General features: G+C 45.2%; 27 protein-coding genes, 3 tRNA genes and 1 pseudogene. All 31 read left to right on the top strand.

The genetic code is table 11. The annotated features are described in order from the left end of the window. The 31 genes and pseudogenes from ruvC to AC5SXE_RS07410 all read left to right on the top strand — a co-directional run bounded on the left by ruvC (position 1) and on the right by AC5SXE_RS07410 (position 24408). The gene (ruvC, locus tag AC5SXE_RS07560; protein WP_303883828.1) at positions 1-495 is read left to right on the top strand and encodes a crossover junction endodeoxyribonuclease RuvC; all 495 of its coding nucleotides are present in this window, start codon (positions 1-3) and stop codon (positions 493-495) included. A 19-nt stretch (positions 496-514) separates the two neighbouring features. Next, a complete protein-coding gene (gene ruvA / locus AC5SXE_RS07555) occupies positions 515-1111 on the top strand; it encodes a Holliday junction branch migration protein RuvA (protein ID WP_303883825.1) in 597 nt (198 codons plus the stop codon). A gap of 19 nt (positions 1112-1130) precedes the next feature. Further along, a complete protein-coding gene (gene ruvB / locus AC5SXE_RS07550) occupies positions 1131-2171 on the top strand; it encodes a Holliday junction branch migration DNA helicase RuvB (protein WP_303883823.1) in 1041 nt (346 codons plus the stop codon). Positions 2172-2200: 29 nt separating this feature from the next. After that, on the top strand, positions 2201-2425 hold the full coding sequence (locus AC5SXE_RS07545; RefSeq protein ID WP_303883821.1) for a DUF2905 domain-containing protein: 225 nt from the start codon (positions 2201-2203) through the stop codon (positions 2423-2425). 25 nt (positions 2426-2450) lie between these two features. Then, entirely contained in the window at positions 2451-3857 is a 1407-nt protein-coding gene (locus AC5SXE_RS07540; protein WP_310849982.1) for a SpoIID/LytB domain-containing protein, read from the top strand. Continuing rightward, a complete protein-coding gene (gene queA / locus AC5SXE_RS07535) occupies positions 3820-4923 on the top strand; it encodes a tRNA preQ1(34) S-adenosylmethionine ribosyltransferase-isomerase QueA (protein ID WP_493917295.1) in 1104 nt (367 codons plus the stop codon). Before AC5SXE_RS07540 ends, queA begins: the two co-directional genes overlap by 38 nt. 18 nt (positions 4924-4941) lie before the next feature. Next, positions 4942-5727, top strand: coding sequence for a class III extradiol dioxygenase subunit B-like domain-containing protein (locus AC5SXE_RS07530; RefSeq protein WP_493917072.1), 786 nt, complete (start codon positions 4942-4944; stop codon positions 5725-5727). 19 nt (positions 5728-5746) lie between these two features. Beyond that, entirely contained in the window at positions 5747-6304 is a 558-nt protein-coding gene (amrA, locus tag AC5SXE_RS07525; protein ID WP_323721125.1) for an AmmeMemoRadiSam system protein A, read from the top strand. Then, entirely contained in the window at positions 6301-7290 is a 990-nt protein-coding gene (gene amrS, locus AC5SXE_RS07520) for an AmmeMemoRadiSam system radical SAM enzyme (RefSeq protein WP_493917071.1), read from the top strand. Before amrA ends, amrS begins: the two co-directional genes overlap by 4 nt. A gap of 59 nt (positions 7291-7349) precedes the next feature. Next, entirely contained in the window at positions 7350-8876 is a 1527-nt protein-coding gene (gene hutH, locus AC5SXE_RS07515; protein ID WP_493917070.1) for a histidine ammonia-lyase, read from the top strand. Positions 8877-8954: 78 nt separating this feature from the next. Then, positions 8955-9866 (top strand): glutamate formimidoyltransferase, encoded by a 912-nt coding sequence (gene ftcD / locus AC5SXE_RS07510; protein ID WP_493917069.1) that lies wholly within the window; start codon positions 8955-8957, stop codon positions 9864-9866. 5 nt (positions 9867-9871) lie between these two features. Then, positions 9872-11126, top strand: a pseudogene (gene hutI / locus AC5SXE_RS07505) (imidazolonepropionase). Continuing rightward, a complete protein-coding gene (locus AC5SXE_RS07500) occupies positions 11117-11743 on the top strand; it encodes a cyclodeaminase/cyclohydrolase family protein (protein WP_493917068.1) in 627 nt (208 codons plus the stop codon). The pseudogene hutI and the gene AC5SXE_RS07500 overlap by 10 nt, the downstream one beginning before the upstream one ends. A 220-nt stretch (positions 11744-11963) precedes the next feature. Beyond that, positions 11964-12038 (top strand) — tRNA-Val (locus AC5SXE_RS07495). 77 nt (positions 12039-12115) lie between these two features. Beyond that, entirely contained in the window at positions 12116-12484 is a 369-nt protein-coding gene (acpS, locus tag AC5SXE_RS07490; protein WP_493917067.1) for a holo-ACP synthase, read from the top strand. 2 nt (positions 12485-12486) lie between these two features. Continuing rightward, positions 12487-14100 (top strand): NAD(P)H-hydrate dehydratase, encoded by a 1614-nt coding sequence (locus AC5SXE_RS07485; protein ID WP_493917066.1) that lies wholly within the window; start codon positions 12487-12489, stop codon positions 14098-14100. A 166-nt stretch (positions 14101-14266) separates the two neighbouring features. Continuing rightward, positions 14267-14758 (top strand): tRNA (adenosine(37)-N6)-threonylcarbamoyltransferase complex ATPase subunit type 1 TsaE, encoded by a 492-nt coding sequence (tsaE, locus tag AC5SXE_RS07480; protein WP_323721579.1) that lies wholly within the window; start codon positions 14267-14269, stop codon positions 14756-14758. Further along, entirely contained in the window at positions 14746-15429 is a 684-nt protein-coding gene (gene tsaB, locus AC5SXE_RS07475) for a tRNA (adenosine(37)-N6)-threonylcarbamoyltransferase complex dimerization subunit type 1 TsaB (protein WP_493917065.1), read from the top strand. The genes tsaE and tsaB overlap by 13 nt, the downstream gene beginning before the upstream one ends. Positions 15430-15704: 275 nt before the next feature. After that, positions 15705-15911 carry a 4Fe-4S dicluster domain-containing protein gene (locus AC5SXE_RS07470; protein ID WP_303883567.1) on the top strand — a complete coding sequence of 69 codons (207 nt, stop codon included), beginning with the start codon at positions 15705-15707 and terminating at the stop codon, positions 15909-15911. After that, complete coding sequence (locus AC5SXE_RS07465; RefSeq protein ID WP_323721577.1) at positions 15904-17037, top strand: 2-oxoacid:acceptor oxidoreductase subunit alpha; 1134 nt, start codon at positions 15904-15906, stop codon at positions 17035-17037. Before AC5SXE_RS07470 ends, AC5SXE_RS07465 begins: the two co-directional genes overlap by 8 nt. A 1-nt stretch (position 17038) precedes the next feature. Next, positions 17039-17860 carry a 2-oxoacid:ferredoxin oxidoreductase subunit beta gene (locus AC5SXE_RS07460; protein WP_323721576.1) on the top strand — a complete coding sequence of 274 codons (822 nt, stop codon included), beginning with the start codon at positions 17039-17041 and terminating at the stop codon, positions 17858-17860. Beyond that, entirely contained in the window at positions 17860-18420 is a 561-nt protein-coding gene (locus AC5SXE_RS07455; protein ID WP_323721575.1) for a 2-oxoacid:acceptor oxidoreductase family protein, read from the top strand. The genes AC5SXE_RS07460 and AC5SXE_RS07455 overlap by 1 nt, the downstream gene beginning before the upstream one ends. 23 nt (positions 18421-18443) lie before the next feature. Next, positions 18444-18638 (top strand): TRAM domain-containing protein, encoded by a 195-nt coding sequence (locus AC5SXE_RS07450; RefSeq protein WP_493917064.1) that lies wholly within the window; start codon positions 18444-18446, stop codon positions 18636-18638. A gap of 851 nt (positions 18639-19489) precedes the next feature. Continuing rightward, a complete protein-coding gene (locus AC5SXE_RS07445) occupies positions 19490-19618 on the top strand; it encodes a hypothetical protein (RefSeq protein WP_493917063.1) in 129 nt (42 codons plus the stop codon). 378 nt (positions 19619-19996) lie between these two features. Next, entirely contained in the window at positions 19997-20359 is a 363-nt protein-coding gene (locus tag AC5SXE_RS07440) for a radical SAM protein (RefSeq protein WP_493917062.1), read from the top strand. 104 nt (positions 20360-20463) lie between these two features. Beyond that, positions 20464-20539 (top strand) — tRNA-Gly (locus AC5SXE_RS07435). Positions 20540-20688: 149 nt separating this feature from the next. Continuing rightward, positions 20689-20759: transfer RNA gene (locus tag AC5SXE_RS07430), tRNA-Lys, on the top strand. A 159-nt stretch (positions 20760-20918) separates the two neighbouring features. Continuing rightward, entirely contained in the window at positions 20919-21245 is a 327-nt protein-coding gene (locus tag AC5SXE_RS07425; RefSeq protein WP_323721573.1) for a hypothetical protein, read from the top strand. Next, positions 21232-23265: a V-type ATP synthase subunit I gene (locus AC5SXE_RS07420; protein ID WP_493917061.1), complete on the top strand. Its 2034-nt coding sequence runs from the start codon at positions 21232-21234 to the stop codon at positions 23263-23265. Before AC5SXE_RS07425 ends, AC5SXE_RS07420 begins: the two co-directional genes overlap by 14 nt. Positions 23266-23332: 67 nt before the next feature. Next, positions 23333-23806, top strand: coding sequence for a V-type ATP synthase subunit K (locus tag AC5SXE_RS07415; protein ID WP_303883581.1), 474 nt, complete (start codon positions 23333-23335; stop codon positions 23804-23806). A gap of 11 nt (positions 23807-23817) precedes the next feature. After that, entirely contained in the window at positions 23818-24408 is a 591-nt protein-coding gene (locus AC5SXE_RS07410; RefSeq protein ID WP_332636119.1) for a V-type ATP synthase subunit E, read from the top strand. Positions 24409-24490 lie beyond the last annotated feature (82 nt).

The following is a 24490-nucleotide window of genomic DNA, read 5'->3' as shown; positions in this document are numbered from 1 at the left end:
ATGTTGTGCCTCGGTATAGATCCTGGCATCGGACGAGTGGGGTTTGGTTTTGTCAAAGAAGAAGATAGCGTTTTATCAAGTTTGACCTTCGGGTGTATCGATACGGATCCAGGTCTTTCCGTTCAAGACCGGTTGAATCTGATTTATGATGAGCTAAAAAGCTATATTGAAAGGACAGTGCCCGATGTTTTGGCGATGGAAAGGCTGTTTTTCGGACAGAATTTGACCACTGCCGAAAACGTTTGGCAAGCTAGGGGCGTTATCTTACTCGTTGCTGCTCAGAAAAGACTTCCTATCGTGGAGCTCACTCCATCGGAGGTAAAGATGGCCGTTTGCGGATATGGGAGAGCTAGCAAGGTTCAAGTCCAGGAGATGGTAAGATTTCTGCTATCCCTGAAGTCCGTTCCCAAACCTGACGATGCAGCTGACGCCTTGGCCGTGGCAATTGCTGGCTTATCCGTCTGGAGACTCAGGCGATTGCAGGAAAGTATCTAATGAAGGTACGTGTTAAAGGATGATCAGATTTATCTCAGGTGTAGTTGTGGATGTCAAAGGAAATGTTGTAGTACTTAACGTCGCTGGATTTGGTCTGGAGGTTACATGCTCGCGGGAAGCCCTGTCTCTGTGCAGAGTGGGAGAAAGGGTGACTTTGTCAGTTTATTTATCGGTGAGCGAAAGCGGCCCGTCGCTTTTTGGCTTTGGCAATGATGGGGAAAGAGAATTTTTTTTATTGTTGATAAATGTCAAGGGCATGGGTGCCAAGACAGCTATATCAGTATTAAGATGGTTGTCAGCGCGAGAGATGATCGAGATCATTCGGGAAAGAAATTTGGAAAAGCTCAAGAAAGTGCCTGGAATAGGCCGTAAAACAGCAGAAAGGATTTGTTTTGAGCTTAAAGACAAAGTAAAAGGGTACCCTGCGAGCAGCGAAGAAGCGGGTTGGTCTAAACTCAACGACAAGCTTCAAGTGGTTCGCTTGGCTTTGAAAGAACTTTATTTTAGCGATATGGAAATAGATAGGGCAATCAAATACCTAGAAAGTCTAAGTGATGGCGTTGAGAGGTCGGAGGAAAGATTATTGCACGAAGCCCTGAAGATCTTGAGCGGATGACGATCTGGAGTGGTGTGTTATGAAGAGGAATTCAGCTAGATTGGTGAGCGAGCAACCTCTATCCATGGAAGAGGACGTCTTCATCAGGCCTCAAAGGCTTGACGAGTTCATCGGTCAGGCCAGAGTAATAAATAAACTGAGCATGTTTATAAAGGCGGCTAAAGCTAGAGGCGAGCCCCTAGACCACACCCTTTTTTGTGGTCCTCCCGGTTTGGGAAAAACCACCCTGGCTGGGGTGGTTGCCCATGAGATGGGAGGAGAACTCAAGACTACTACGGGACCCGCTATTTCTCGAACAGGTGATCTAGCGGCGATCCTATCTTCCCTTAAACCAAAGGACGTGTTTTTTATCGACGAGATACACAGGCTTTCTCCTCAAGTTGAAGAGGTACTCTATTCGGCCATGGAAGATTTTTTCTTGAACATTATTATCGGGAAGGGGCCAATGGCTAGGAGCATTAGACTCACCTTGCCGAAATTTACATTGATAGGGGCTACTACGAAGCCAACTCTTCTTTCAGCTCCCTTAAGGGGCAGGTTTGGCATCATTGAGCAGCTGGAATATTACTCGGTGGATGAGTTAACCGAGATAGTGATTAGGGGGGCTTCAGTCTTGTCAATAGCGATTGAAGAACGAGAAGCCGCTTTAGAAATAGCCAAAAGATCGAGGGGAACTCCTCGCGTTGCATTGCGTTTATTAAAAAGAGTGAGAGACATCGCTGAAGCTCAAAAAAAAGAAAAAGTGGATTTGAGGATTGCCAAACGTGCTTTAGACATATTGGGCATCGATGACGAAGGGATAGACGAGCAGGAAAGAAGGCTTTTGAGTGTGCTAATTGAGCTTTTCGAGGGAGGTCCTGTTGGGTTATCGACCTTAGCTGCAGCCATGAGTGAGGAGGAAAGAACCATAGAGGAGATTTATGAGCCCTTTTTGTTGAGGAATGGCTTGCTCGAACGAACGAAGGTAGGTAGGATCGCGACTAAAAAGGCATACGAACGACTCGGCCTTCCTTATTTTAAAGGCGCTAGAGAGGGAGAGGAAAATTTGCGCCTCTTTTGATGATTCTTTATAAATTGGGGTGATCCCTTATGCATGATGTGGGTAAATTATTGATACTTTCGGGACTCTTGATCTTGATCATCGGAGTAGCTTTTTATTTCACCGGCAAAGGTGGAATTCCCTTTGGGCGTTTACCCGGAGACATAGTAATACGCAGGAAAAACGTCATGATCATGTTTCCCATAGTCAGTATGTTGATTTTAAGTGTGATACTTACCATTGTGCTCAATTTGCTGAGCCGATGGTTTAGATAAATGTATTAAGAAAGGAGACATGGCCATGAAGTTTTGGTTCAAGATGTCCCTTGTGTTGTTTTTGCTTTTGGTCCCTTTTTGCGTTCAGGGAATCTCAAAGGAGCCCGCCATATCCGTGGGATTGGCACAAGGTGTTTCTTCTTGTGCAATTCGCTCAAATAATATGACATTTTATGACGCTTCAGGTAAACAGGTAAACATGAAAGGGACCGTTACAGTCAAATCTGGAGGCCGTGCCAGCGTCATCGTTGGTGGCAAGTCACTCGCTCTTCCCGTGACCGTGAGATCAAAGGGATTGTTGTATTTAAACGATAAACCCTACAGAGGAGTTTTTGTGCTGGTTGCAAGCAGCGGTTCCTTTACAGTCGTAAATGAGTTACCCTTAGAAGATTACTTAAAGGGAGTCTTGAAAATGGAGGTTAATCCCAGTTGGCCAGCGGAGGTCTTAAGAGCTCAAGCTATTACGGCCAGGACTTATGCGTTAGCCGAAAAGGGCCGACATGGCAGTGCCGGCTTTGATCTCTGTGCGACGGATCATTGCATTCCCTATAGGGGCGTTAACGCCGAAGATCCAAAGCTGACGCACGCCATTGAAAGTACGAGGGGCATGGTCTTGCTCTATCAAGGCAAGCCAGCGAGGACCTTCTTCCACTCCGATAGTGGTGGCTGGACGACGGATGTACAGTCCGTGTGGGGGGCGGATATACCCTACCTCAAGCCTGTGCAAGAACCCTTCCAATATCAGTCGCCCTATTCGTCATGGTCCTTTAAAATTAGTGGAGATGAACTTGGTCGGAGGCTATCTCAGGCAGGCATCAACGTGGGATCGGTTTTTGAGATTATCCCTGTCAAGATCGGTCCTGGCGATAGGGTTGAGATGGTTGAGGTAGTTGGTACAAAGGGAAGAAAGACGATTAAATCCCACGAGCTTAGGATGGCTTTGGGCGCAAAGGAATTGAAGAGCACCGTTTTTTCTTTAGATGGCGATGGTGGCACGACGAGGCGCGATGTACTGGCCGCTTCTGAAGATTTTATAGATGAATCGCAATCCGATAGCGCGACTTTGATATCTTTGACTCAGGAGGGGGCTTTTACTTCCGAAGAACTCATGGACATGCTCCTTCATCCCGAAAAAAGGGGTGAATATCTAAAAAAAGCCTTGGCCCGCAGGGGAAAATCGACTGCCAAGACATCGAAAAAATCACAGAAAAAGGATCCGAAACTTTTATGGCCACAGTGGGATACGTCCGCTGACGATGAAGTCAAGACGAGAGGAGTGCGTGGTACGACCTTTTTATTTCAAGGGAAGGGTTGGGGTCATGGAGTAGGAATGTCTCAGTGGGGAGCTAAAGCCATGGCTGAAAATGGCTGGCCAGCCGAGAAGATTGTGAGGTATTACTATCCTGGAACTGAGTTGCGAAAACTTTATTGAGCATACATTCAAGGAGTGGTCAATTACGATCGACCTTTTTGATATTTCTGCCTACGATTACGAACTCCACGAAGGATTTATAGCCCAACATCCCGTCGAGCCTCGCGATCAATCAAGGCTCATGGTTGTAGAAAAATCTACGGGCAAGCTCGAGCATAGGCGTTTCTATGAGATACTTGACTACCTCAAACGAGGCGACGTCTTGGTATTAAATGACACAAAAGTCATACCAGCGCGTCTTTTGGGTCGGAAGGACCGAACAGGGGGCAAGGCAGAGGTCTTGTTAGTCAAACCATTGGATGCTGGATGGGAATATTGGGAGGCCATGGTGCGTCCCGGAAGAAGATTGAAGACCGGTGACAAAATAGTTATAGATTCTGAGTCTTTGGTTTTGGTGTTAGATAGGCTTACTCAGGGCATGAGGAAGGTCCAAATAATTGGCAGAGATTTGCCTCACAACATAATAAAAAAGAAGGGCCAAGTTCCCCTGCCGCCCTATATAAATGAAAATGATGTAGCTTTAAAAAGTTATCAAACGGTATATGCGCGCATTAATGGCTCGATTGCTGCTCCGACGGCTGGATTTCATTTTACTGAAGAATTACTAAAAAGGCTGGCTTCAGCAGGGATCGAGTTAGCTTATGTGACCCTTCACGTTGGACCCGGCACTTTTAGGCCCGTCAAGGCAAAAGACATAAGGAAACACGATATGCATCGAGAAGACTATCACCTTTCACCAGAAACGGCTGAATTAATAAATCGAGCCAGAGAAGAGGGCAGGCGAGTTATAGCTGTAGGAACGACAGTGGTAAGGTGCTTAGAATCTTCGGCTACAAAGAAGGGATTGGTGATGCCTAGTCAAGGGAGTACAGAACTTTTTATATTTCCAGGCTATAAATTTAGGATCATCGATGGGATGGTCACGAACTTTCATCTTCCTAAGAGTACCTTATTAATGTTGGTCTCCGCTTTTGCTGGTTATGAATTGATAATGCGGGCATATAGAGAAGCGATAAAAGAAAGATACAGGTTTTATTCCTTTGGGGATGCTATGCTGATAATTTAATCAGTGGAGGGGATAACAGTGTGGAAATGGGCCATCTTCGTGCCGCACCCGCCCATCATAATACCGGAAGTTGGAAGAGGAGAGGAAGCGGGGGCAGCTAAAACAGTGGAAGGCATGAAAAAGATAGGCGAGATGTTAAAGGATGAAATGCCCGATTCTTTAATTATATTAACGCCCCATCACGCTATGGCTAGGGGTCTAAATGTGATAAGTGCCGAGCACTTTAGCGGCGATATGGGAATGTTTCGTGCCAGAGAGTGCAAGTTGCAGGCAGATGGCGATGTTGAACTTGCCGCTGAACTTGTAAATTATTTCAAAGCTAATGGTTTGTCTGTAACTTACTCCATGAGAAAGGCTGTTGAACTGGATCACGGTTCTTTTATACCTCTTTATTATCTTAACAAAGCCTGGAGGAAGTTGCCAAAAGTTGTCTTGGCAAATCCTTTGGGGCTTAGCTACGAGGAAAGCCATACCCTAGGAAAGTTATTGAGACTCTTCGATGTAAAAGACAAGAAGGTAGGAGCGATATTTAGTGGAGATCTTTCACACAGGCTTACTCCAACAGCGCCTGCTGGCTATTATCCCCGCGCTAAGGATTTTGATGCCGCAATCGTGAGGGCCTTTAAAACCTCAAATGCCGACGTGCTCCTTTCATTATCGGAAGACGAGATTGAAAGAGCAGGGGAATGCGGATTGCGCTCCGCTCTTGCATTTCTTGGCATGGTAAGAGGAGAGGCCATTACAGTTCTTTCTTACGAGGGGCCTTTTGGAGTAGGTTATTGCACGGCCCTCTGGAGGTCCTAGATGGGGAGGTGATACGGTAGTGAACGCTGATGATTTACATCCTTATGTTAAGTTAGCAAGACGTGCCGTAGAGTATTATTTTGAGACACGAAAGATATTGGATCCCTCGGAGGCGCTTTCCTTGTCCCCCAAAAGGGAGCTTTGGGATAAAAGACTTGCGTGTTTTGTATCGATCAAGACTTTAAACGGAAATCTGAGGGGATGCATAGGCACTATTCGCCCGGTAAGGGAGAATCTAGCCTCCGAAATCATATATAATGCTTTAGCTGCAGCATTTGAGGATCCGAGATTCATGCCTTTAAAAGAGGAAGAGCTCCCAGGCGTTATATTTTCTGTGGATGTATTGAGTGAGCCGGAGCGTGTTACCTCGATAGAAGAACTTGAACCTAAAAAATATGGTGTCGTTTTAGAAAAAGGCTTCAAGAAAGGTGTTTTGCTCCCCGATTTAGAGGGCATCGACACCGTAAAAGAACAGCTTGATATCGTTGCCAGAAAAGCTGGCATAAGTTCGTTGAAAGGGGCTAGAATCTATAGATTTACAGTAAAGCGTTACGAGGAAGTGAGAAAAGATAGATGAAAGCTCTTTACTGGCATTGGGAAGATGGCAATGTGAAGTGTGAGCTATGTCCCCATAACTGTCTTGTCCCCAGTGGCAAAAGAGGGTTTTGTCGCGTACGTGAACATGTACCGGGCGAGGGATTGGTAGCTGTGACCTACGGCTTGTTTTCGAGCGTGGCGTCAGACCCCGTGGAAAAAAAGCCCCTTTATCACTTTTTGCCCGGAGATAACGTCCTCTCGCTAGGTTCTGTTGGGTGCAATATGAGTTGTCCTTTCTGTCAAAATTGGCACATCTCTACTTGGGGAACCCAAGTAGAGATGTCGCGCATCGATGTAAATGATTTACTTTCTTTGGTTAAGCGATATCGCTCTAAGGCAGTTGCCTTCACTTACAACGAGCCTTTAATATCCTATGAATATCTTTTAAACTCCGCGCCGGTCTTGGAAAAAGAGGGAATAAAGGTGGTTTTAGTGACTAACGGCCTGATAAACCCTTCGCCCTTAAGCGAGCTTGTTCCGCATATAAGCGCAGCCAATGTCGATTTAAAAACCTTTGACGAATCAACTTATAAAAAACTGGGTGGCGATCTTAGGACTGTTCAAAATACTTTAAAAACCCTAATTGGTTCCGGAGTACACGTTGAAATTACGCATCTTCTAGTTACTGGAATAAACGATAATCTAGCGGAATTTGAAGATATGTGCACCTGGATTTCTAAGACATTGGGAGAATTAATACCTTTTCACATTTCAAGATATTTCCCGGTATATAAATGGACCAAGCCTTCCACGAACATGACATTGCTCAAAAAAGCTAAAGAAGTGGCCTCGAAATATCTAAAGTTCGTCTATCTCGGCAATGTGCCTGGAGACTCTGATACAGAGTGTCCTGGTTGCGGTAGATTGGCAATAAAAAGACGCGGCTATCACGTCAGTTTATTGGATGTAACCCCCGATGGCAAGTGCCCTGCCTGTGGATTCAATTTAGGTATTGTGCTTTTTTAATTTTATGGCATACTTTAAATAGCAAATTTCTGTTTTTAGAAATTAAGGGAGGGGCAAACATGGGAACAGTTCACCTTAACGGTCATTCTTTAACGTTGGATGATGTCATCAAGGTCGCCCGTTGCGGTTACAAGGTGGACCTGGATCCGGCCGCAAAGGCCTTCGTCAAACGAGGAGCTTCCGCTGTAGAAGAGTGGGTGAAGGAAGGCAAGATAGTCTACGGGATCACCACGGGGTTTGGAGACCTGGCTTCCGTCACCATACCTCCCGAGCAAAGTGAAATCCTCCAGGAAAACTTGTTGAAAAGCCACGCTTCCGGCGTGGGCGAACCCTTCGCCGAAGACGTGGTGAGGGCCATCATGTTACTTCGCATCAATACCTTGATCAGGGGCTTTTCCGGCATCACCCTGGAGACCTTGTCCCTATTGGTGGATCTGCTAAACAACGGAATCCATCCCGTCATACCCTCTCAAGGTTCGGTGGGCGCCAGTGGAGACCTGTGTCCCCTCTCCCACCTTGCCCTTGCCCTTTTGGGCTTAAATGACGTCTTCTATAGGGGTCAAAGGATGCCTGCCGCCGAAGCCTTGGAACAAGCCTGTCTTAAACCCGTCAAATTAAAGCCCAAGGAAGGGCTTGCCCTAAACAATGGCACGGCCGCCACAACGGCCATCGCTTCGCTGGTCCTTTGCGATGCCTTAAACTTATCCAAGGTAGCCGACATAGCAGGTGCCATGTCCTTAGAGGCCCTTCACGGCGTCCCCTATGCCTTTGACTCGAGGACGCACGACTTGAGGCCCCATTTCGGCCAAAGGTCGAGCGCATCGAACATTAGGCGCCTCATCGAAGGAAGCGAGATCATAGAGGCTTTCAGGGGCTCGCGAGTGCAGGATGCCTACTCCCTTAGGTGCATCCCCCAGGTACATGGGGCAAGCCGCGATGCCTTGGACTTCGTCCGCCAGAAAATTGACATAGAGATTAACTCCGTCACCGACAACCCTCTGATCTTTCCCGCCGACGGCGAGGCCTTGAGTGGGGGCAACTTCCACGCTCAACCCATAGCCTTGGCCATGGACTTTTTGGGCATTGCAGTTGCAGAGCTTGCCTGCATATCGGAAAGGCGAGTGGCAAGGCTCATCGACCACAAATTATCCGGCCTTCCGGCCTTTTTGATGGAAAATAGCGGAGTCAACAGCGGCTTCATGATACCTCAATATGTCTGTGCCGCCCTTGTCTCCGAAAACAAGGTCCTTGCACACCCTTCCTCGGTGGATTCCATTCCTACCTCGGCAAATCAGGAAGATCACGTCTCCATGGGAGCTTACGCCGCAAGGAAGGGACGCACCATACTATCAAATACACAGAAAGTCATCGCTATAGAGCTGCTGGCGGCAGCTCAGGCCCTGGACTTCAGTTCGCCCCTCAAACCCGGCAAAGGCGTTTATGGAGCCTACAGGCTCATCAGAAAAAAGGTCCCCTTTTTAGAAGAAGATGTCTTCATGGCTCCCCTGATAGAGGAAGTAATGAGTCTCGTAGAAAGCGGTGAAATCATAAAGGCAGTGGAAGAGGAGATAGGTGAACTGGATTAAACATAAATGGCGCTTGAAAACTGCAAGTAGGCTTGTCATGAATAGCGAAAATAACTGTTACAGGAGGTATTGTAACTTATGGTCAAGTTAATAGAATGTGTTCCTAATTACAGCGAAGGCAGGCGCACTGATGTAATAGAGGCCATTGTAAGGCCATTTAAAGATGTAAAAGGTTGCTATTTGCTGGATTATAGGGCTGATCCTGATCACAACCGTTTGGTAGTTAGTTTGGTGGGGGAGCCCGAAGCACTAGAGGAGGCACTGATAAAATCAGCTAGGATTGCCATAGAAAACATAGATCTAAACAACCATCAAGGTGCTCACCCAAGGATAGGTGCGATAGATGTAATCCCCTTTGTACCTTTGAGGAATATCTCCATGGAAGAATGCGTGGAGTTTTCTCGAAAATTTGCTGATTTATTTCACAAGGAAACGGGAGTGCCGGTGTACTTTTACGAGGAATCGGCTTTAAGGGCCGAGAGACGCAATTTGGAAGTGATAAGAAGGGGACAATATGAAGCCCTAAAAAAAGAAATCACAAAACCGGAAAGGCATCCAGATATTGGTGCTCCCGAATTGCACCCGACCGCCGGTGCTACAGTAATTGGGGCAAGAAAGTTTTTGATTGCCTTCAACGTTAACCTGCGTACTAAAGACGTAAGTGTGGCTAAGGCCATCGCTAGGGCTGTCAGGGCTTCAAGCGGAGGATTTTCTGCAGTCAAAGCTATTGGGCTCGAGCTTAGGGAAAAGGGCATGACGCAAGTGAGCATGAACATCGTGGACTTTGAGAAAAATGCAATGTATCGTGTTTTGGAGTTAATCAAGGCAGAGGCAAAACGTTGGGGTGTTTTAGTGGCCGAGACTGAGGTATATGGAATAGTTCCGGCTGCTGCTTTGCTTGAAAGCACTTCTTATTACATGCAAATTGCCGAATTTGATCCAAATCAAGTCATAGAGCTGAGGCTCTTAGATCTTTTAGGAAGGGATTAGGGGTCATGACTAGAATTTTTAGAAATGCTCACATATATACACCTATTGATAAGGGCAGACCTTTGAAAGGCGAGGAGATGGGGCGTGTTTTAGTTATAGAAGATGGGGCGATAGCAACCAAGGAAGGCTATATCGTTGATATAGGCCGAGAATCTGACGTCATGAAGCGTGCTCCAAAGAAAGCCGAGGAAATAGACATGGGCGGCAGATGTGTAATTCCTGGGTTCATTGATCCTCATACGCATGCTTGTTTTATAGGAACACGGGAAAAGGAATTTATAATGCGTCTTCAAGGTGCTACCTATCTTGAAATCCTTGAAAAGGGCGGTGGAATCCTTTCTACTGTTGATAACGTAAGATCGGCCAGTAAGGAGGAACTTTACAACAACACCAAAAAGATCGTCATGAGGGCCTTAAAAAACGGTGTTACGACGATGGAGATAAAAAGTGGCTACGGACTTTCTTTGGAACATGAAGTGAAGATGTTAGAGGTCATAAAGCAATTAGATGGCAAGCCACTCGATGTAGTTCCCACCTTTATGGGAGCTCACGCCAGTTCCCCGAGAATACAAGGACAACCCACAAGCTTACGTAGATCTTATAATCGAGGAAATGATACCGTACGTTGCGACAAAAGGACTTGCCAAATATTGCGATGTCTTTTGTGAGGAAGGCGTCTTTTCCATTGAAGATTCGAGAAGGATTTTAAGCGCAGCTAAAGATCATGGGTTGGGTTTAAAGCTTCATGCTGACGAGGTTTGTGATTTAGGCGGGGCTAAGTTGGCAGCTGAATTAAAGGTGGATTCAGCTGAACACTTACTAGCAGCAAACGATGAGGGATTAAAGGCCATGGCAGAGAGCAATGTGACTGCAGTGCTTTTGCCGGCAACGGCTCTCAGTTTAAGAAAGCCTTATGCCCCTGCGAAAAAAATGATTGAGTTGGGTGTTCCAGTAGCTTTGGCCACTGATTGTAATCCCGGTTCTTGTTATTGCGAATCAATGGAGGTCGTCTTTAGGCTCGCCGTCTTGGGCATGGGTTTATCGGTAGAAGAAGCATTGGTAGCTTCGACAATTAACGCCGCTTATGCAATAGGTATGGCTTCCCTTGTCGGAAGCCTTGAAAAGGGTAAAAAAGCGGACTTTGTGGTATTGGAAGGAGAAACTCCGGGTGTCATTGCCTATCACTTAGGATGGTTTAATGTAAAGGAAGTATATAAAATGGGCCAAGAGGTTTCGTTGGGGGTGGGAACATGTCTATGATGGAAATGACCATTGAACAATTTTTAAGGGAGTTAGCCTCAGATTCTCCAGCACCGGGAGGAGGAAGCGTAGCTGCTCTGGGCGGAGCTTTAGGAGCAGCCTTAGTTTCCATGGTGGCGAGGCTTACTATGGGAAAGGAAAAATACAAAGAAGAATGGGTATTGATGGAGGAATTGGCAGAAAAGGCTGACAAGTTACGCGATGAATTTCTTGCTTTGATGGACGAAGACGTATTGGCCTTCAATGAGTTCATGCAGGCCATGCGCCTCCCAAAAGATACAGATGAAAATAAGGCCAAAAGAAGCGTTGCCATGCAGGAAGCCCTTAAAAAGGCTGCACTTGTGCCGATGGAGACGCTGAGAGACTGTCTTGAACTTTCAAAGCAAGCTGTGCTTGTGGTTGAGAAAGGAAACGTCAATGCAATTACTGATAGTGGTACAGCTCTGCTGCTTTCTTCTAGTGCTGCAAAAGCAGCTGCCTACAATGTGAGGATAAACTTAGGAGGCATCAAGGATCAAAAGTTCTGTGACGATCTAAGGGCCGATTTAAAGGATCTTCTGAAAGAAATTGATGGGCGGGTGATCGAGGGACTGAAAAAGGTTGAGAGGAATTTATGATCCGAAGACTCCGACGAAGCACGAGATCGCTCCTATTTATAAGACCATCGGCAAGCTATGTTGACAACGCTGATTGGGTTTGATAAAGTCTAATTGACGGTTGCACGATTAACGTTAAAATTGAGCTTGCGCCTCGGTGTTTTTGAGCGAGTTAGTCGCAATGGCCAAAGCAGCATTTATCTCATGTTGACAATTTAAGTCCGTGTACGTTTTGTCCCAAGGGTGGTTAGTTCAGAGGGAGAACGCTTCCTTGACGCGGAAGAGGTCGCAGGTTCGAGTCCTGCACCACCCACCAAAAGGTCATAAAGGGAGTCTGGTCAAAATGCTGGACTCCCTTTTTTATAAGTTTACGGAAAGAGAGTTGGTAATGTAGTGATAAAAGGGATCGGGGTGGATTTGTGCAACATATCCAGGATAAGTGTTCGTATGAAATCAAAAAAGTTTCTAGAAAAGATATTTGTGGAGACCGAAATAGCATTTGCCTTTTCCAAAGCCTGTCCAGAACAACATCTCGCTGGTTTTTATGCAGCTAGGGAGGCTCTCTCTAAAGCCTTGACGCTGGGTTTGTGGCGCATGGGGTTAAAAAATGCCTGGGTTGTTCACAACGAGGAAGGCGATCCGCGATTCTGTTTTAACGATAAATTGGCTAAAATACTGGAAGATAGAGGGATAAGTAAAGTTTGGCTTTCGATCAGTCACGAAAATAATATGGCTATAGCTTTTGTGATATTGGAGGCATGAGGATGATTCCACTTTATACCGCCGAGATAGCAAAAAAGATCGACAGATGGATTATGGACGAGTTTTCTCTGCCTGGACTTGTTTTGATGGAAAATGCCGGCAGAACCGTTGCATCGTACGTATCGCAATTTTTAGCCCAAGAAAAAGGAGGAAAAGGAAGGGTTTTAATATTTTCGGGCCCTGGGAATAACGGTGGAGATGGCTTTGTGGCAGGGCGACATCTCCTTAACGAAGGCCTAGACGTCAAGTTGATCAGTTCGGTGTCTATGCTTGAACGCTATAAAGGAGACGCTTTCACCAACGCTAATGCTTTCATGAAAGTTGGAGGCAAAATTGCCTTTTCCGATGAACTTTCCGACTCGCAGCTTGTAAATGAGATAAAAGAAGCCGATATATGTGTAGATGCGCTCTTGGGGGTGGGTTTTAAGGGGGTTCCGGAAGGCGAAATTGCAAGGTTGATCAAAGCGTTGCGCAAAGCTTCTTTCGTGGTTTCTGTGGATGTCCCGAGCGGGGTTGAGTCTTCGACCGGGTGTGTTCCAGGTGCGGCGGTAATGGCTGATGTGACTATAACGATGCATGTCTATAAATTAGGACTTTATATAGCTCCTGGCGCTTTTTACTCTGGAAGGGTTTTATTGGCTGATATAGGCGTACATCCCATGTTAGGGGCGTTGACCTTTGAGACGAACTGTTTTTTGTGGGACAAAGAGTCCTCACTTGATGTCTTGCCTGATAGGCCCTTAGGCTTGCATAAAGGCAATAGGGGCTGTGTAGCCATTCTGGGAGGGTCTGATCTTTATAGGGGAGCGCCGATGCTTTCTGCCCTGGGTGCCTTAAGAGCCGGGGCGGGCATAGTGTATATAATCCTTCCAGAAGATGTTTACTCACAATCAGGCCAATTTATTCCCGAAGCTATTTGCCTTCCGGTAAGGACCGATAGAAGGACGTTGTCCGCAGGCGCGCTTGAAGTGTTACTTCCTCTCAAAGAGAAAATAGATGTTTTAATAGTGGGCCCAGGCGTGGGCCGAGAAAGCGAGACAATTGAACTAGCTTTAAAGCTTTGGGAAAAATGGCCAAAAATGATGGTCTACGATGCTGACGCATTATATGCTCTTTCGGTTGCTTCGTCGATACTGAGAAGAAGAAGCGATGTAGTCTTAACTCCACATGAGGGAGAGACAGCTAGGTTATTAGGTTGTGAACCAGCGTGGGTTCGGGCGAATCGCTTGGAGGCAATACAAAAGCTTTCTCTTAGATTTGGCCCCTCCGTGCTTAAAGGGTTTCGTAGCATAATTAGTGACGGATCCCAGTTTCGAATTTGCGATGCTGGAAGCCCCGCTCTTTCTGTCCCTGGATCAGGCGATGTGTTAAGTGGTATCATTGGGACTTTCTTGGCCTCAGGTCTTGATTTAACTGATGGAGCGAGCTTGGCTGTGTGGTTACACGCAAAGGCTGGGGAAGAATTGGAGTTAAAGAAAGGTCTTGATGGAGTATTATCGAGGGAAATTGCTGATGAAATTAGGAATGTAATAGGAGATATTCGGTATGCCAAGAAAAAGGGTAGACTGGGAAGAGGAATTGAAAAAGACGGAAAGGACGCGCTTACACGGCTTTAAAATTACAGTTCTATCGCTCGCTTTTATAGGGCTTTTTTTTATGTGGTCTAAATTTCAAAGCCCTCGCTTTTCTCTTCCTTTCTACGTTATTGTGATATTATTCGGGCTTTTAGGTGTCGTTTTGCTATTTGGCCTGAGAAAAAGATGATTGGTGGTGTAATTGCTCATGGTTTTCCCTTACTCTTACGTTGTTAGATCTCCTAAGATGATGCTGGATCTTGGAAAGGAAATGGGAACTGTCGCATTTCCAGGATTGGTCATTTACCTCGATGGCGAGCTCGGAACGGGCAAGACGACCTTAGTAAGAGGAATCGCAGCGGCTTTTGATTGGCATGAAGTAAGAAGTCCTTCCTTTACATTGATCAATGAATATCCTACCGATCCGCCAATAGCTCATATTGATCTTTACCGCTTGAAAGCATCAGAGTTAGCAGAGATGGGTATTGAAGAGTATATAGATAACGGTTATTTAGTGATAATTGAATGGGGCAAGCCCGACTATTTTTCCTTTACAACCGAGTGGTGGCATGTCATGATTTTATACGACGATGATTCAGTTAAAAGTGAGCATAGAATGGTCAAAATGCGGGCTTCGGGGGTTAATGCAATCGAAGCATTAAGACGTTTAAATAGGAAGGTGTCGCCATGGGGTGCTTAGAATCCAAGGATTGCTTGATTCTGGGAATCGATTGTTCTACGAGATATACGGCCGTAGGTTACGCAAAGGGTGATAGAGTAATTGGGGAAATGGCCTTGGATATCGGTAGGTATCAATCTTCACTTCTCCCAGGCTTGGTGGAGAAACTTTTAGGCTTCGTGGGTTTTACTTTGACCGATATAGATGCCGTGGCTACCACCATTGGGCCTGGTTATTTTACCGGTGTGCGTGTGGGATTGTCTTATGCCATGACACTTGCCTTTGGTTTGGAAGTACCCGTTATCCCGATACTTTCCCTGAAAGCCTTAGCGTGCGATTTTCTTTTCGTAAAGAATGTTGTAGTTATTCCTGTGATTTGGGCCAGAGGCCATGAATATTATGCCTCAGCCTTTGAAAGTAATGGAAATGATTTCATCGAAATAATAGAACCTAAGGTCATTGACGAGAAAGAGCTTCACTCGATGATAAATGATATATCAAAGAGGAGAAGTGAGCAGATATTTGTGATTGGCGATGATGTGGTTCGGTTCCGTGCTAAGCCTGAAGGAGCATGCCTCGTGCCCAACAGTACACGAGGCAGTAACGTGGCAAAACTCGGCTTCAGGTTTAGAAGCGAGGCTAAATGTCCTTCGAAAATCAGGGCGCTGTATCTGAGAGAACCTTACAGTTGAGAAACATATTGTACATGCTGTGCAAAGGCGTGAAAGGGGGCATACTGGGGGTAGGTTCCCAAATTGTTTCAACCCCTTTGAGATGTTTACTGGATCTGTTTGGTGATACATGTTGTTTTTAGCAAATATTGGATCGTAAACATACTTGTCCTCTAATGTCAGAATATTCGCAATAGTAAAATCATGTTTATATTTGCATGATATTTCCATTATCGTCATAATTGACTTTGTAATTACTAAATAATCATTAGATTCTGTGGAGGGTGGTGTCTCCTTTGGCAAAGTTTATCGTAAGCATTGACGAAGATTGGTGTAAGGGGTGTGGGCTTTGCATAGACATATGTCCTAAAAAAGTGTTGGAATTTAACGAAAAAGTCAAGGCGGAGCCCACAAGGTTGGACGATTGCATTGGGTGTCATCAATGTGAAAATATCTGTCCTGATTTTGCAGTCACAGTTAGGGAGGCGAAATCTGATGCCTGAAATCCGATTTTGGCAGGGTAATACAGCTGTCGCAATGGGTGCAATAGCTGCGGGGTGCCGTTTTTTTGGGGGCTACCCCATAACTCCTTCATCTGAGATAGCTGAGATAATGGCAGTTGAGCTGCCCAAAGTTGGCGGAAAGTTTATTCAGATGGAGGACGAAATTGGTAGCGTTGCTGCCGTTATTGGTGCTTCCATCGCTGGGTACAAAGCGATGACGGCCACTTCTGGTCCGGGATTTTCGCTAAAACAGGAGAATATTGGATTTGCCTATATGACGGAAGTTCCAATAGTGGTGGTAAATGTTATGAGGGGGGGACCTTCCACGGGCCTACCCACTAAGGTTTCTCAACAAGACGTTATGCAAGCTAGGTGGGGTACACATGGAGATCATGAAACGATCGCGTTGGCTCCCGCCTCGGTTCAAGAGTGTTACGAACTTACGATAGATGCTTTTAACCTTTCCGAGCGCTTTCGACAACCCGTCATTTTGTTGAGCGATGAAGTCGTCGGTCATATGAGAGAAAAGGTAGTTATTCCCGAAGGGGAGTCAATTCCCATCGTAAACCGTAAAAAGCCTAAGGTGAAGCCTGAGGAATACATACCCTATAAGCCCGATCCCGAAGACGACATTCCCCCTATGGCCTCTTTTGGAGATGGTTATAGATGGCATGTTACTGGTTTGACCCATAACGAATGGGGTTTCCCAACCAACGATCCAGACGTGACTGAGAGCAAGATTTGGCGATTGGTGCGAAAGGTGGACCGCTTTAAAGGCGAGATCGTTAAATGCGATACTTATGAGACTCAAGATGCTGATATGATCGTGGTGGCTTATGGTTCCGTCTCCCGTACTGCTCTCAGTGCGGTGCGAGAGGCAAGAAGCAGGGGCATAAAAGTCGGGTTTTTCAGACCTATAACGCTTTGGCCCTTTCCTGTGGATGAACTACAAGTCCTTTTGGATGGCGTTAAGGCAGTGCTAGTCCCAGAACTTAACTGTGGACAGATGGTCCTGGAGGTGCAAAGGGCTGTGGAAGGCAAGGCCAAAGTTTTTGGGAAGGGTTTGGTTAATGGTGATCTCTTTAGGCCTTCAGAAATTTTTGAGTTTATCAAGGAGGTAGCGTAAGATGCCTAGCCCGGAAGTACTTGGTTGGTTGCGCCAGCGCTTTTTTCCTCATATTTGGTGCCCTGGGTGCGGCCATGGGATCATAATGCATGCTTTGTTAAGGGCTCTTGTAGATTTGGAGAAAAAGAAAGAAGAGACAGTTATCGCTTCTGGCATTGGTTGCTCTAGCAGGATGCCCGGTTATATTGATGCCTGTACGATGCATACAACTCACGGCAGATCTTTGGCATTTGCCACAGGGGTAAAATTGGCAAATCCTGAGTTGACCGTAGTTGATGTAATGGGTGATGGAGACTGCACTGCTATAGGGGGCAATCACTTCATACACGCTTGCAGGCGTAACATTGACATCACCGCTATCGTCATGAACAATAACATTTATGGAATGACGGGAGGGCAAGCATCTCCAACAACTCCTGTGGGCGCTTATGCCACTACGGCACCCTACGGTGTGCTCGATGTTCCTTTTGATATATGCAAGCTTGCCGTCGGGGCTGGGGCTTCTTATGTGGCAAGAGCGACGGTAGCTCACCCGTTACTTGTTGAGAAGTATATTAAGACTGCTATTTCAAAAAAGGGTTTTGCGGTGGTCGAGGTCATGACTCACTGTCATACTCAGTTTGGTCGAAAGAACAAGAGGCCGAGGCCGATTGATAATATCAATTTCTTCAAGGACAACAGCATTATGTACAACAAGGCTGCGACTATGCCACCCGAGCAATTGGAAGGAAAGATAGTGATCGGTGAGTTTGCAAACGTAGAGCTGCCTGAATATGTAGAACAATATTTGAATTTGATTGAACGCGTAGGAGGTAATAGTTGATGGGCGATCAACGCTATGAAATTCGTATAGCTGGGTCAGGTGGTCAGGGCGTTATCTTGGCGGCCGTCATAGTTGGAGAAGCCCTAGCTTTATACGAAGAAGGTTTAAATGTCGTACAGACTCAAGCTTACGGTCCTGAAGCAAGAGGAGGAGCCTCCAAGGCCGAGGTCGTCGTGTCACGGAGCAGGATAGATTATCCTAAGGTCACAAGCCCAAACTTGCAGGTTATTTTAACTCAGAAGGCTTGTGATAAATACGTTCATGATGCTCTTCCTGGCAGTGTTGTTATAGTTGACGATTTCTTCGTTACGGAGCCACCAAAAGTGGATGCAAAAGTATATTCCCTTCCAATTGTAAAGACTGCCAGGGAGGAAGTTGGAAGAGAGATAGTTACGAATATGGTTGCCTTAGGAGCTGTAGCACGGGTCTTGGAAAGTTGGGAGTTGGCTAAGCCAGAATCCATACGCAAGGCCATATTGGACCGGGTGCCGAAGGGAACAGAAGAATTAAACCTGAAAGCCTTTGAGCTTGGATATGGCCTCATGAAGGAGAAGCTGTAATTCAAGTTTGATGTTGAAATGGCATGAACCAGTTCTCTGATGAAAGGATTATCCTAACAATAGAAGGGATAGACAGCAAAGCTCGTGGCATCGCGAGAGCCGAGGGTCAGGTGATTTTTGTTCCAGGCGCATTGCTGGGCGAAGTCGTTTTAGCTGAAATTGTTGACCGTAGAAGGCATTACGCCATTGCAACGGTGAAATCCATACTCAAAGGCTAGTTCATATCGTGTGGAACCCAATATGCGAGTATTATGAGGCGTGCGGAGGGTGCGACCTTCAGCACGCCTCATATGATTATCAGCTTAGTGCGAAAGAACACTTAATTGGAGAAGCTATCACGAGGATAGGAAAATGGCCGAATGTGATCATTGAGCCGAGTAGTCCCCAGTCCGCAAGTGTGGGGGTACAGAAATAAAGCCATAATCCATGCGCGTTATCAGAAAAATCGGAAGAAGTTAGGCTATTTTGCCCGAGGCACACATGAAGTCATCGACATTAAAAGATGTCTCATCCTTGATCCCTTTGATAAACAGCGTTTATAACCGGTTGTCTTACATCATAAAGCAAGATGACATTACCTTTTATGATGAGCGCAGCAGCGAGGGTCTTCTCCGCCATATCGTTATTAGATCATCATTGGCAAATCGAAAGAGCATCTGATGGCTTGGATTTTAAGCCGTAATCCTCGAACGCTCTGAGTTAAACGAAATTAAAGCGTATATCTCAACTCAGTTTCATCGACAGAGCTATCGTCCCTTTCTGCAGGGCGTTTTGGTCAATATAAACACATCTAGCGGTAACTTTCGTGTGGGGCACATGAAACGTTTCTTTTAGCTGGAGACGATGACGAGCTTACGAGGAATTTATCGGGGCTTTTGAGTTACAGTTACGACGATTAAGCGATTTTTTTCAAGTTAATGTTAGCCTCAGGCTTACAATATATGCAAAACTGTATCAGAATGCATATAGCAGACAAGCAGGCAGGGTCTTAGAGCTTTACTGCTGGAGTAGGCAGCAATAACGTGTATTTTTGGCCTCTATACTGCGAAAACGTGGTAGCGGTGGAGGAATGGCAGCCTGCTTGCAAGTCGTTGATCGCTTGAATATTGCTAAAAACGGCCTCTCGAATGTGCTTGCTTGCTCTGTGGCAAAGGCTGAAGATGTGGTCTTTGGAACAAGAATTGACGGCGACCTTTGATGTGATAGTCCTGGATCCACCGCGAGGACGGGTTGTCATAAGGATGTTTTGACGTTTCTATAGGCACGATTAGGACCAACTAAGAATAGTATATGTGTCATGCAATCCGGTTACACTGGCAAGGGACGGCAAAGTCTTTGCTGGACATTTGGGATATCAACCCGTCAAGCCTACTGCCCTTTCGATATGTTTCCTCAGACAAGCCACGTAGAGTGCGTGACCTTGATGACGAGGACTTCGCAGACAACTGATGGTCAATCTTTGAGCTTTAAGTTATCGAGAGCACCTGGCTCAGACAATTTTTAAGGAGTTTTTGTATTCCGGGTGTTGTATGTAATCCCGCATTTGTGTTGATATTTGCTAGGTAGAAGTGAATATATGAAAATTGCCAATAGTTGCGATGAAGTTGTAGGTGAGATAAAGGGATTATCGGAAGAGGACTTTCAAAAGCTCCAAAGACCTATCGAAGGGTATACTTTAGCTGAATATATCTCAAACATGGCCACTTTTAGGAGGCAATACTCAGGGAAATTTATATTCGAAATTACCATCATCAAGGGTCGTAGCGATGATCCGGGATCAATTGATAAGTTGAAAAACATAATCCGCGAAATTTCTCCCGACAAGATTATCGTTGCAAAAGTTAACGACAAAAGATTCGAGAAAAAATTCAGCATAACTGACGAGAAGCTTGAGGAGATATCGAAGGCCCTTCTTAACAATCAGCATTACAATTGTTAGTTGTTTGCTTGCTTTAATGAAGATCTTGTGCCCATAAAAGTTACATCTTGAGGAAGATCGGATCCTTGCAAAAGGAACACCTTCCCGATATAATTTATGCGCAGGCGGACATAGCTCAGCTGGTAGAGCATCGGCTTCCCAAGCCGAGGGTCGCGGGTTCGAATCCCGTTGTCCGCTCCAGACTTTAGTTCCTGACTGGCTTTTTGGCCTGTCAGGAATTTTTTTATATCGAGTTAGGAGCGTCGGCCTCTATCGAATTTGTATGAATCTTTAAAAAAGTCATTGAATAAGAAGCCCTATCTGTGCTAATATTATTTGGAGCGCGATCGGGACATAGCTCAGAAGGTAGAGCATCGGCTTTTTAGGCCGAGGGTCGCGGGTTCTAGTCCCGGTGTCCGCTCCGTTTTTTTGTGCATATTGCATATAACCGGAGTAATTTGACATTGCTTGTCAAAATTAGTAGACTGTACTTCAATTGTGGCAATCATAACTTGTTCCTTATATATATTTTAGATATTTTAGGTGTGTTTTACATAATTTCGGCAAAGGAGTGAGTAGGATGCCATCTGATATTGCGCAAGAGTTAAAAGAAGCCGAAGAAACCGCTAAGAAGTTGGTGGATGACTCGAAAGTCAAAGCTCACAGCATTCTCGAAGAAGCCCGCGCAAAAGCAGAGGAAATACTCAGAGAAGCAAAAGCCAAAGCTCGGGCTCAGTATAGGGAAGTAATTCAAAAGGCCGAAGAGGAAGCAGAGAAGAAGGCCCTCTCATCGATAGAGGAGGGAAGAAAGAAAATCACTTCTCAAAAGGAGCTATATGCAGCCAAGGTTGATCAAGTTGCTGCTTTAGTCGTGGAAGAGGTGATGAAGAAGTATGGCTATAGCTAAGTTCTGCAAGCTCGATTTGGTGGTTCATGAGTCCGTGAGGGATGAGGTGATAAGTGATCTACAAAAGCTTGGATGTTGTGAGATCATCAAGACTCAACGGACAGAGGGAGATATGCGGCAGCTTGAGGGTTTAAAGAATCTTGATGAAAAATTGTCCGAAGCGAGGTTCGTGATAAGGTTTCTTGAACCATACTACGAGGACGAGGTAAATAAGATTGCGAAGTTACTGGGAAATAAACCAAAGGTTTCCTTGAATGAGATGGCCAAATTAGAGGAATCACTTGATTTAGTAGATTATTCTTCGAAACTCAGGGAAATGGAGAAAAAACTATCAGAAATTGGGACCGAACTTTCAAAACTTAAAGCTGCAGAAGAGATTCTTGTGAAAATAAAAGACTTTTCGTTGCCTTTGTCTTTATTGACAGAAGGCACGGAGTACATAACTGGTTTGATTGCCACTGTTCCTGTGGAACAAGTCGGTGTCCTGAAAACAGAATTAGGTGGGTTTCTCAAGCCAGATGAAGGGGAATTTCACATTTCTATGCCTGCCGAAAAAGATAAGGAAGTCTATGCGATTGCGATCTTTATTAGAAAGAAGAATGAAGAGATCAGAAGTATTTTTAACAATAGTGGAGCGTCTATAGTTGAACTCGATCGAAGGTTATCTGGGACACCTGCCGAAGAATTAGGCAAACTTGCTAATCATAAGGAAGAGTTGAAATCTCAAGAAGAGCGGTTTTTAGAGCAAATTGCCGAAGAAGCTCAAGAGAATTTCTCAAAGGTTCAGCTGCTTCACGATTATTACAATCTTACCAAAAAAAGGATTGAGGCTCTTTGCTCGGGCTTATCTACGGAGCATGCAACGTGGATGCAAATGTGGATTCCTCGGGTAGTGATAGATGTTATCAGTGAAGCGTTATCTTGCTACGATAAGTTAGTGCATATGGAAATTTCAGACCCGGAGGAGGAAGAAGAACCTCCAATTTTTTTGGTTTCCAGAAAATGGGTGTTGCCATTCGAACCATTGACTAAACTATACGGGTTGCCTGAATATGATGGCATTGATCCGACTCCCTTTTTTGCCCCATTTTATTTTCTATTTTTTGGCATGTGCTTAGGAGATGCTGGTTACGGCGGGATTTTTGCGTTAATCCTCCTTTTTGCAATCTTGAAGTATTGTCCGCGTAGAGATGCTTTGAAGTTTTTTATTTTGCTCCTCTTAGGAGGAGTCTCATCGGTTCTGGTTGGTATTCTGACGGGTTCTTTGTTTGGGGATATGATCGACGCCTTTCCCATTTTCGCAGCATTGAGAGATTTAAAAAACTCAGTGAAGATCACAGACGTGATGCACGATCCAATGCCTTTTTTGGGATTTTCGTTGTTTATAGGTTTTGTTCAAATCATCTTCGGGCTTTTCATAGCCTTTTTTGATAATCTCCGTAAGAAAGATTACATTGGAGCGATTGGAGATCAGGGAGGCTGGATAACGTTTCTTTTAGGATTGGCTATGTACATCTTGGTTCGCGCTGGAATGCTATCTCCCGTCTTCTCATCGCCAAGCGCGATTATCTCCTTAGTTGGGGCCGGCATATTAATTGCCACTCAAGGAAGAGAAAAGAAGAACATATTTTCCAAGCTGTTCTCTGGCGTGATGAGTTTGTATTCTATCACTTCATATTTGGGTGATGTTTTAAGTTACAGCAGACTCTTAGCGCTGGGTCTAGCAACCTCAGCTATCGCCATGATTATTAACACCCTAACGATGCAGTTATTTAGTATTCCTTACATAGGATGGCTTTTGGGTTTCGTTTTATTTACAGGGGGTCATGGATTTAGCATTGCGGTAAACATTTTAGGCGCCTTTGTGCACTCATTGCGTTTGCAGTACGTTGAATTCTTTAGTAAATTTTACAAAACCGGCGGCAGGTCCTTTGAGCCCTTTAATATGGACGCGCGATATATCAATGTTACCGATGCCCGTGATTATGAAGTGTTAATTCGGGCCAAAGCTTTCAGTTAATCTCATGTTTGAAGATGGAGTAGTTTAACGCTGATTTATATTTTTTGAAAGGAGCGTGTTGTTGATAATGGAATGGGGACTTGCTTTAGCAATATTAGGTGCTGCTTTAGCTGCAGGGTGTGCTGGTTCCGGTTCTGCTTTGGGAGTAGGTGTTGCTGGTGAATCCGGAGCAGGAGTAATGACGGAAGACCCTGGAAAGTTTGGATTAATCCTGCTTCTTCAGGCGATACCGGGGACTCAGGGAATATATGGATTGTTGACCGGGTTTTTTACCATCATGAAAGTGGGTTTGTTGGGCGGCTCTCCGGTTCCTGTTAGCTTAGAACAGGGGATGGCGATACTTTTCGCTTGCCTACCAATTGCCATTGTGGGCTATATATCAGGATTTTCCCAGGGTAAGACCTCTGCTGCTTGCATCCAGCTTATCGCCAAACGACCGGAAGAGACGGGTAAAGCTGTCATACTTCCGGCTATGGTTGAAACCTACGCTGTTTTAGCCTTATTGATGAGCATTATATTGCTAAATGGCATTAGCCTATAGAGGTGTATGCAATGGCTCTAGCTGATGTGAAATTAAAGATAGAGGAAGATGCCAAGAGACAGGCTGAGGAGATACTGAAAAAGGCTAAAGCAGAAGCAGATGATATCATCTTAAAAGCTGAAGAAGAGGCTCAAAAAATACAAAAAGAATGGATGCAACGTGCAAAGGAAGAAAGAGAAAACGTCTTCAAAAGAAGGGAGATAGTGGCGAATCTAGATCTTAGGAAGTTGGAACTAGCCATGAAGAGATCCCTGATCGAGGGAGTACTGAATGAGGCTCGCGAGAAACTATGTCAACTTGACTCGAAGACGCATGTTGCCTTCGTGGCAAAACTTTTAAAAACGGCCGTCAAAGAATCAGAGTCGGTGGAAGGCGTATTGTACGTTGGTGAGGATGAAAAGGTCATTACCAACGAGTGGATTGCCAGTTTTAATGAGGAAAACGGTACGAAGCTTGTTTTGGCACATGAGCGTTTGCCACACAAAGGTGGCTTTGTGCTTAATCTGGGAGATATAGATATTAATTGTTCTTTTGACATGCTAATAACCAACATTCAAGATGATCTGGAATTGACCATTGCGGAGGAACTTTTTGTGAACTAACCCTTTAAGATAGCAGAATAACGTGGTGGCTATTTCGTTGAAATTGGCAACTTTTAGGTGACGAATCATGAAATATTTTAGG

The organism is Acetomicrobium sp. (assembly GCF_059026225.1).
This window is presented reverse-complemented; position numbering and strand designations above follow the sequence as displayed.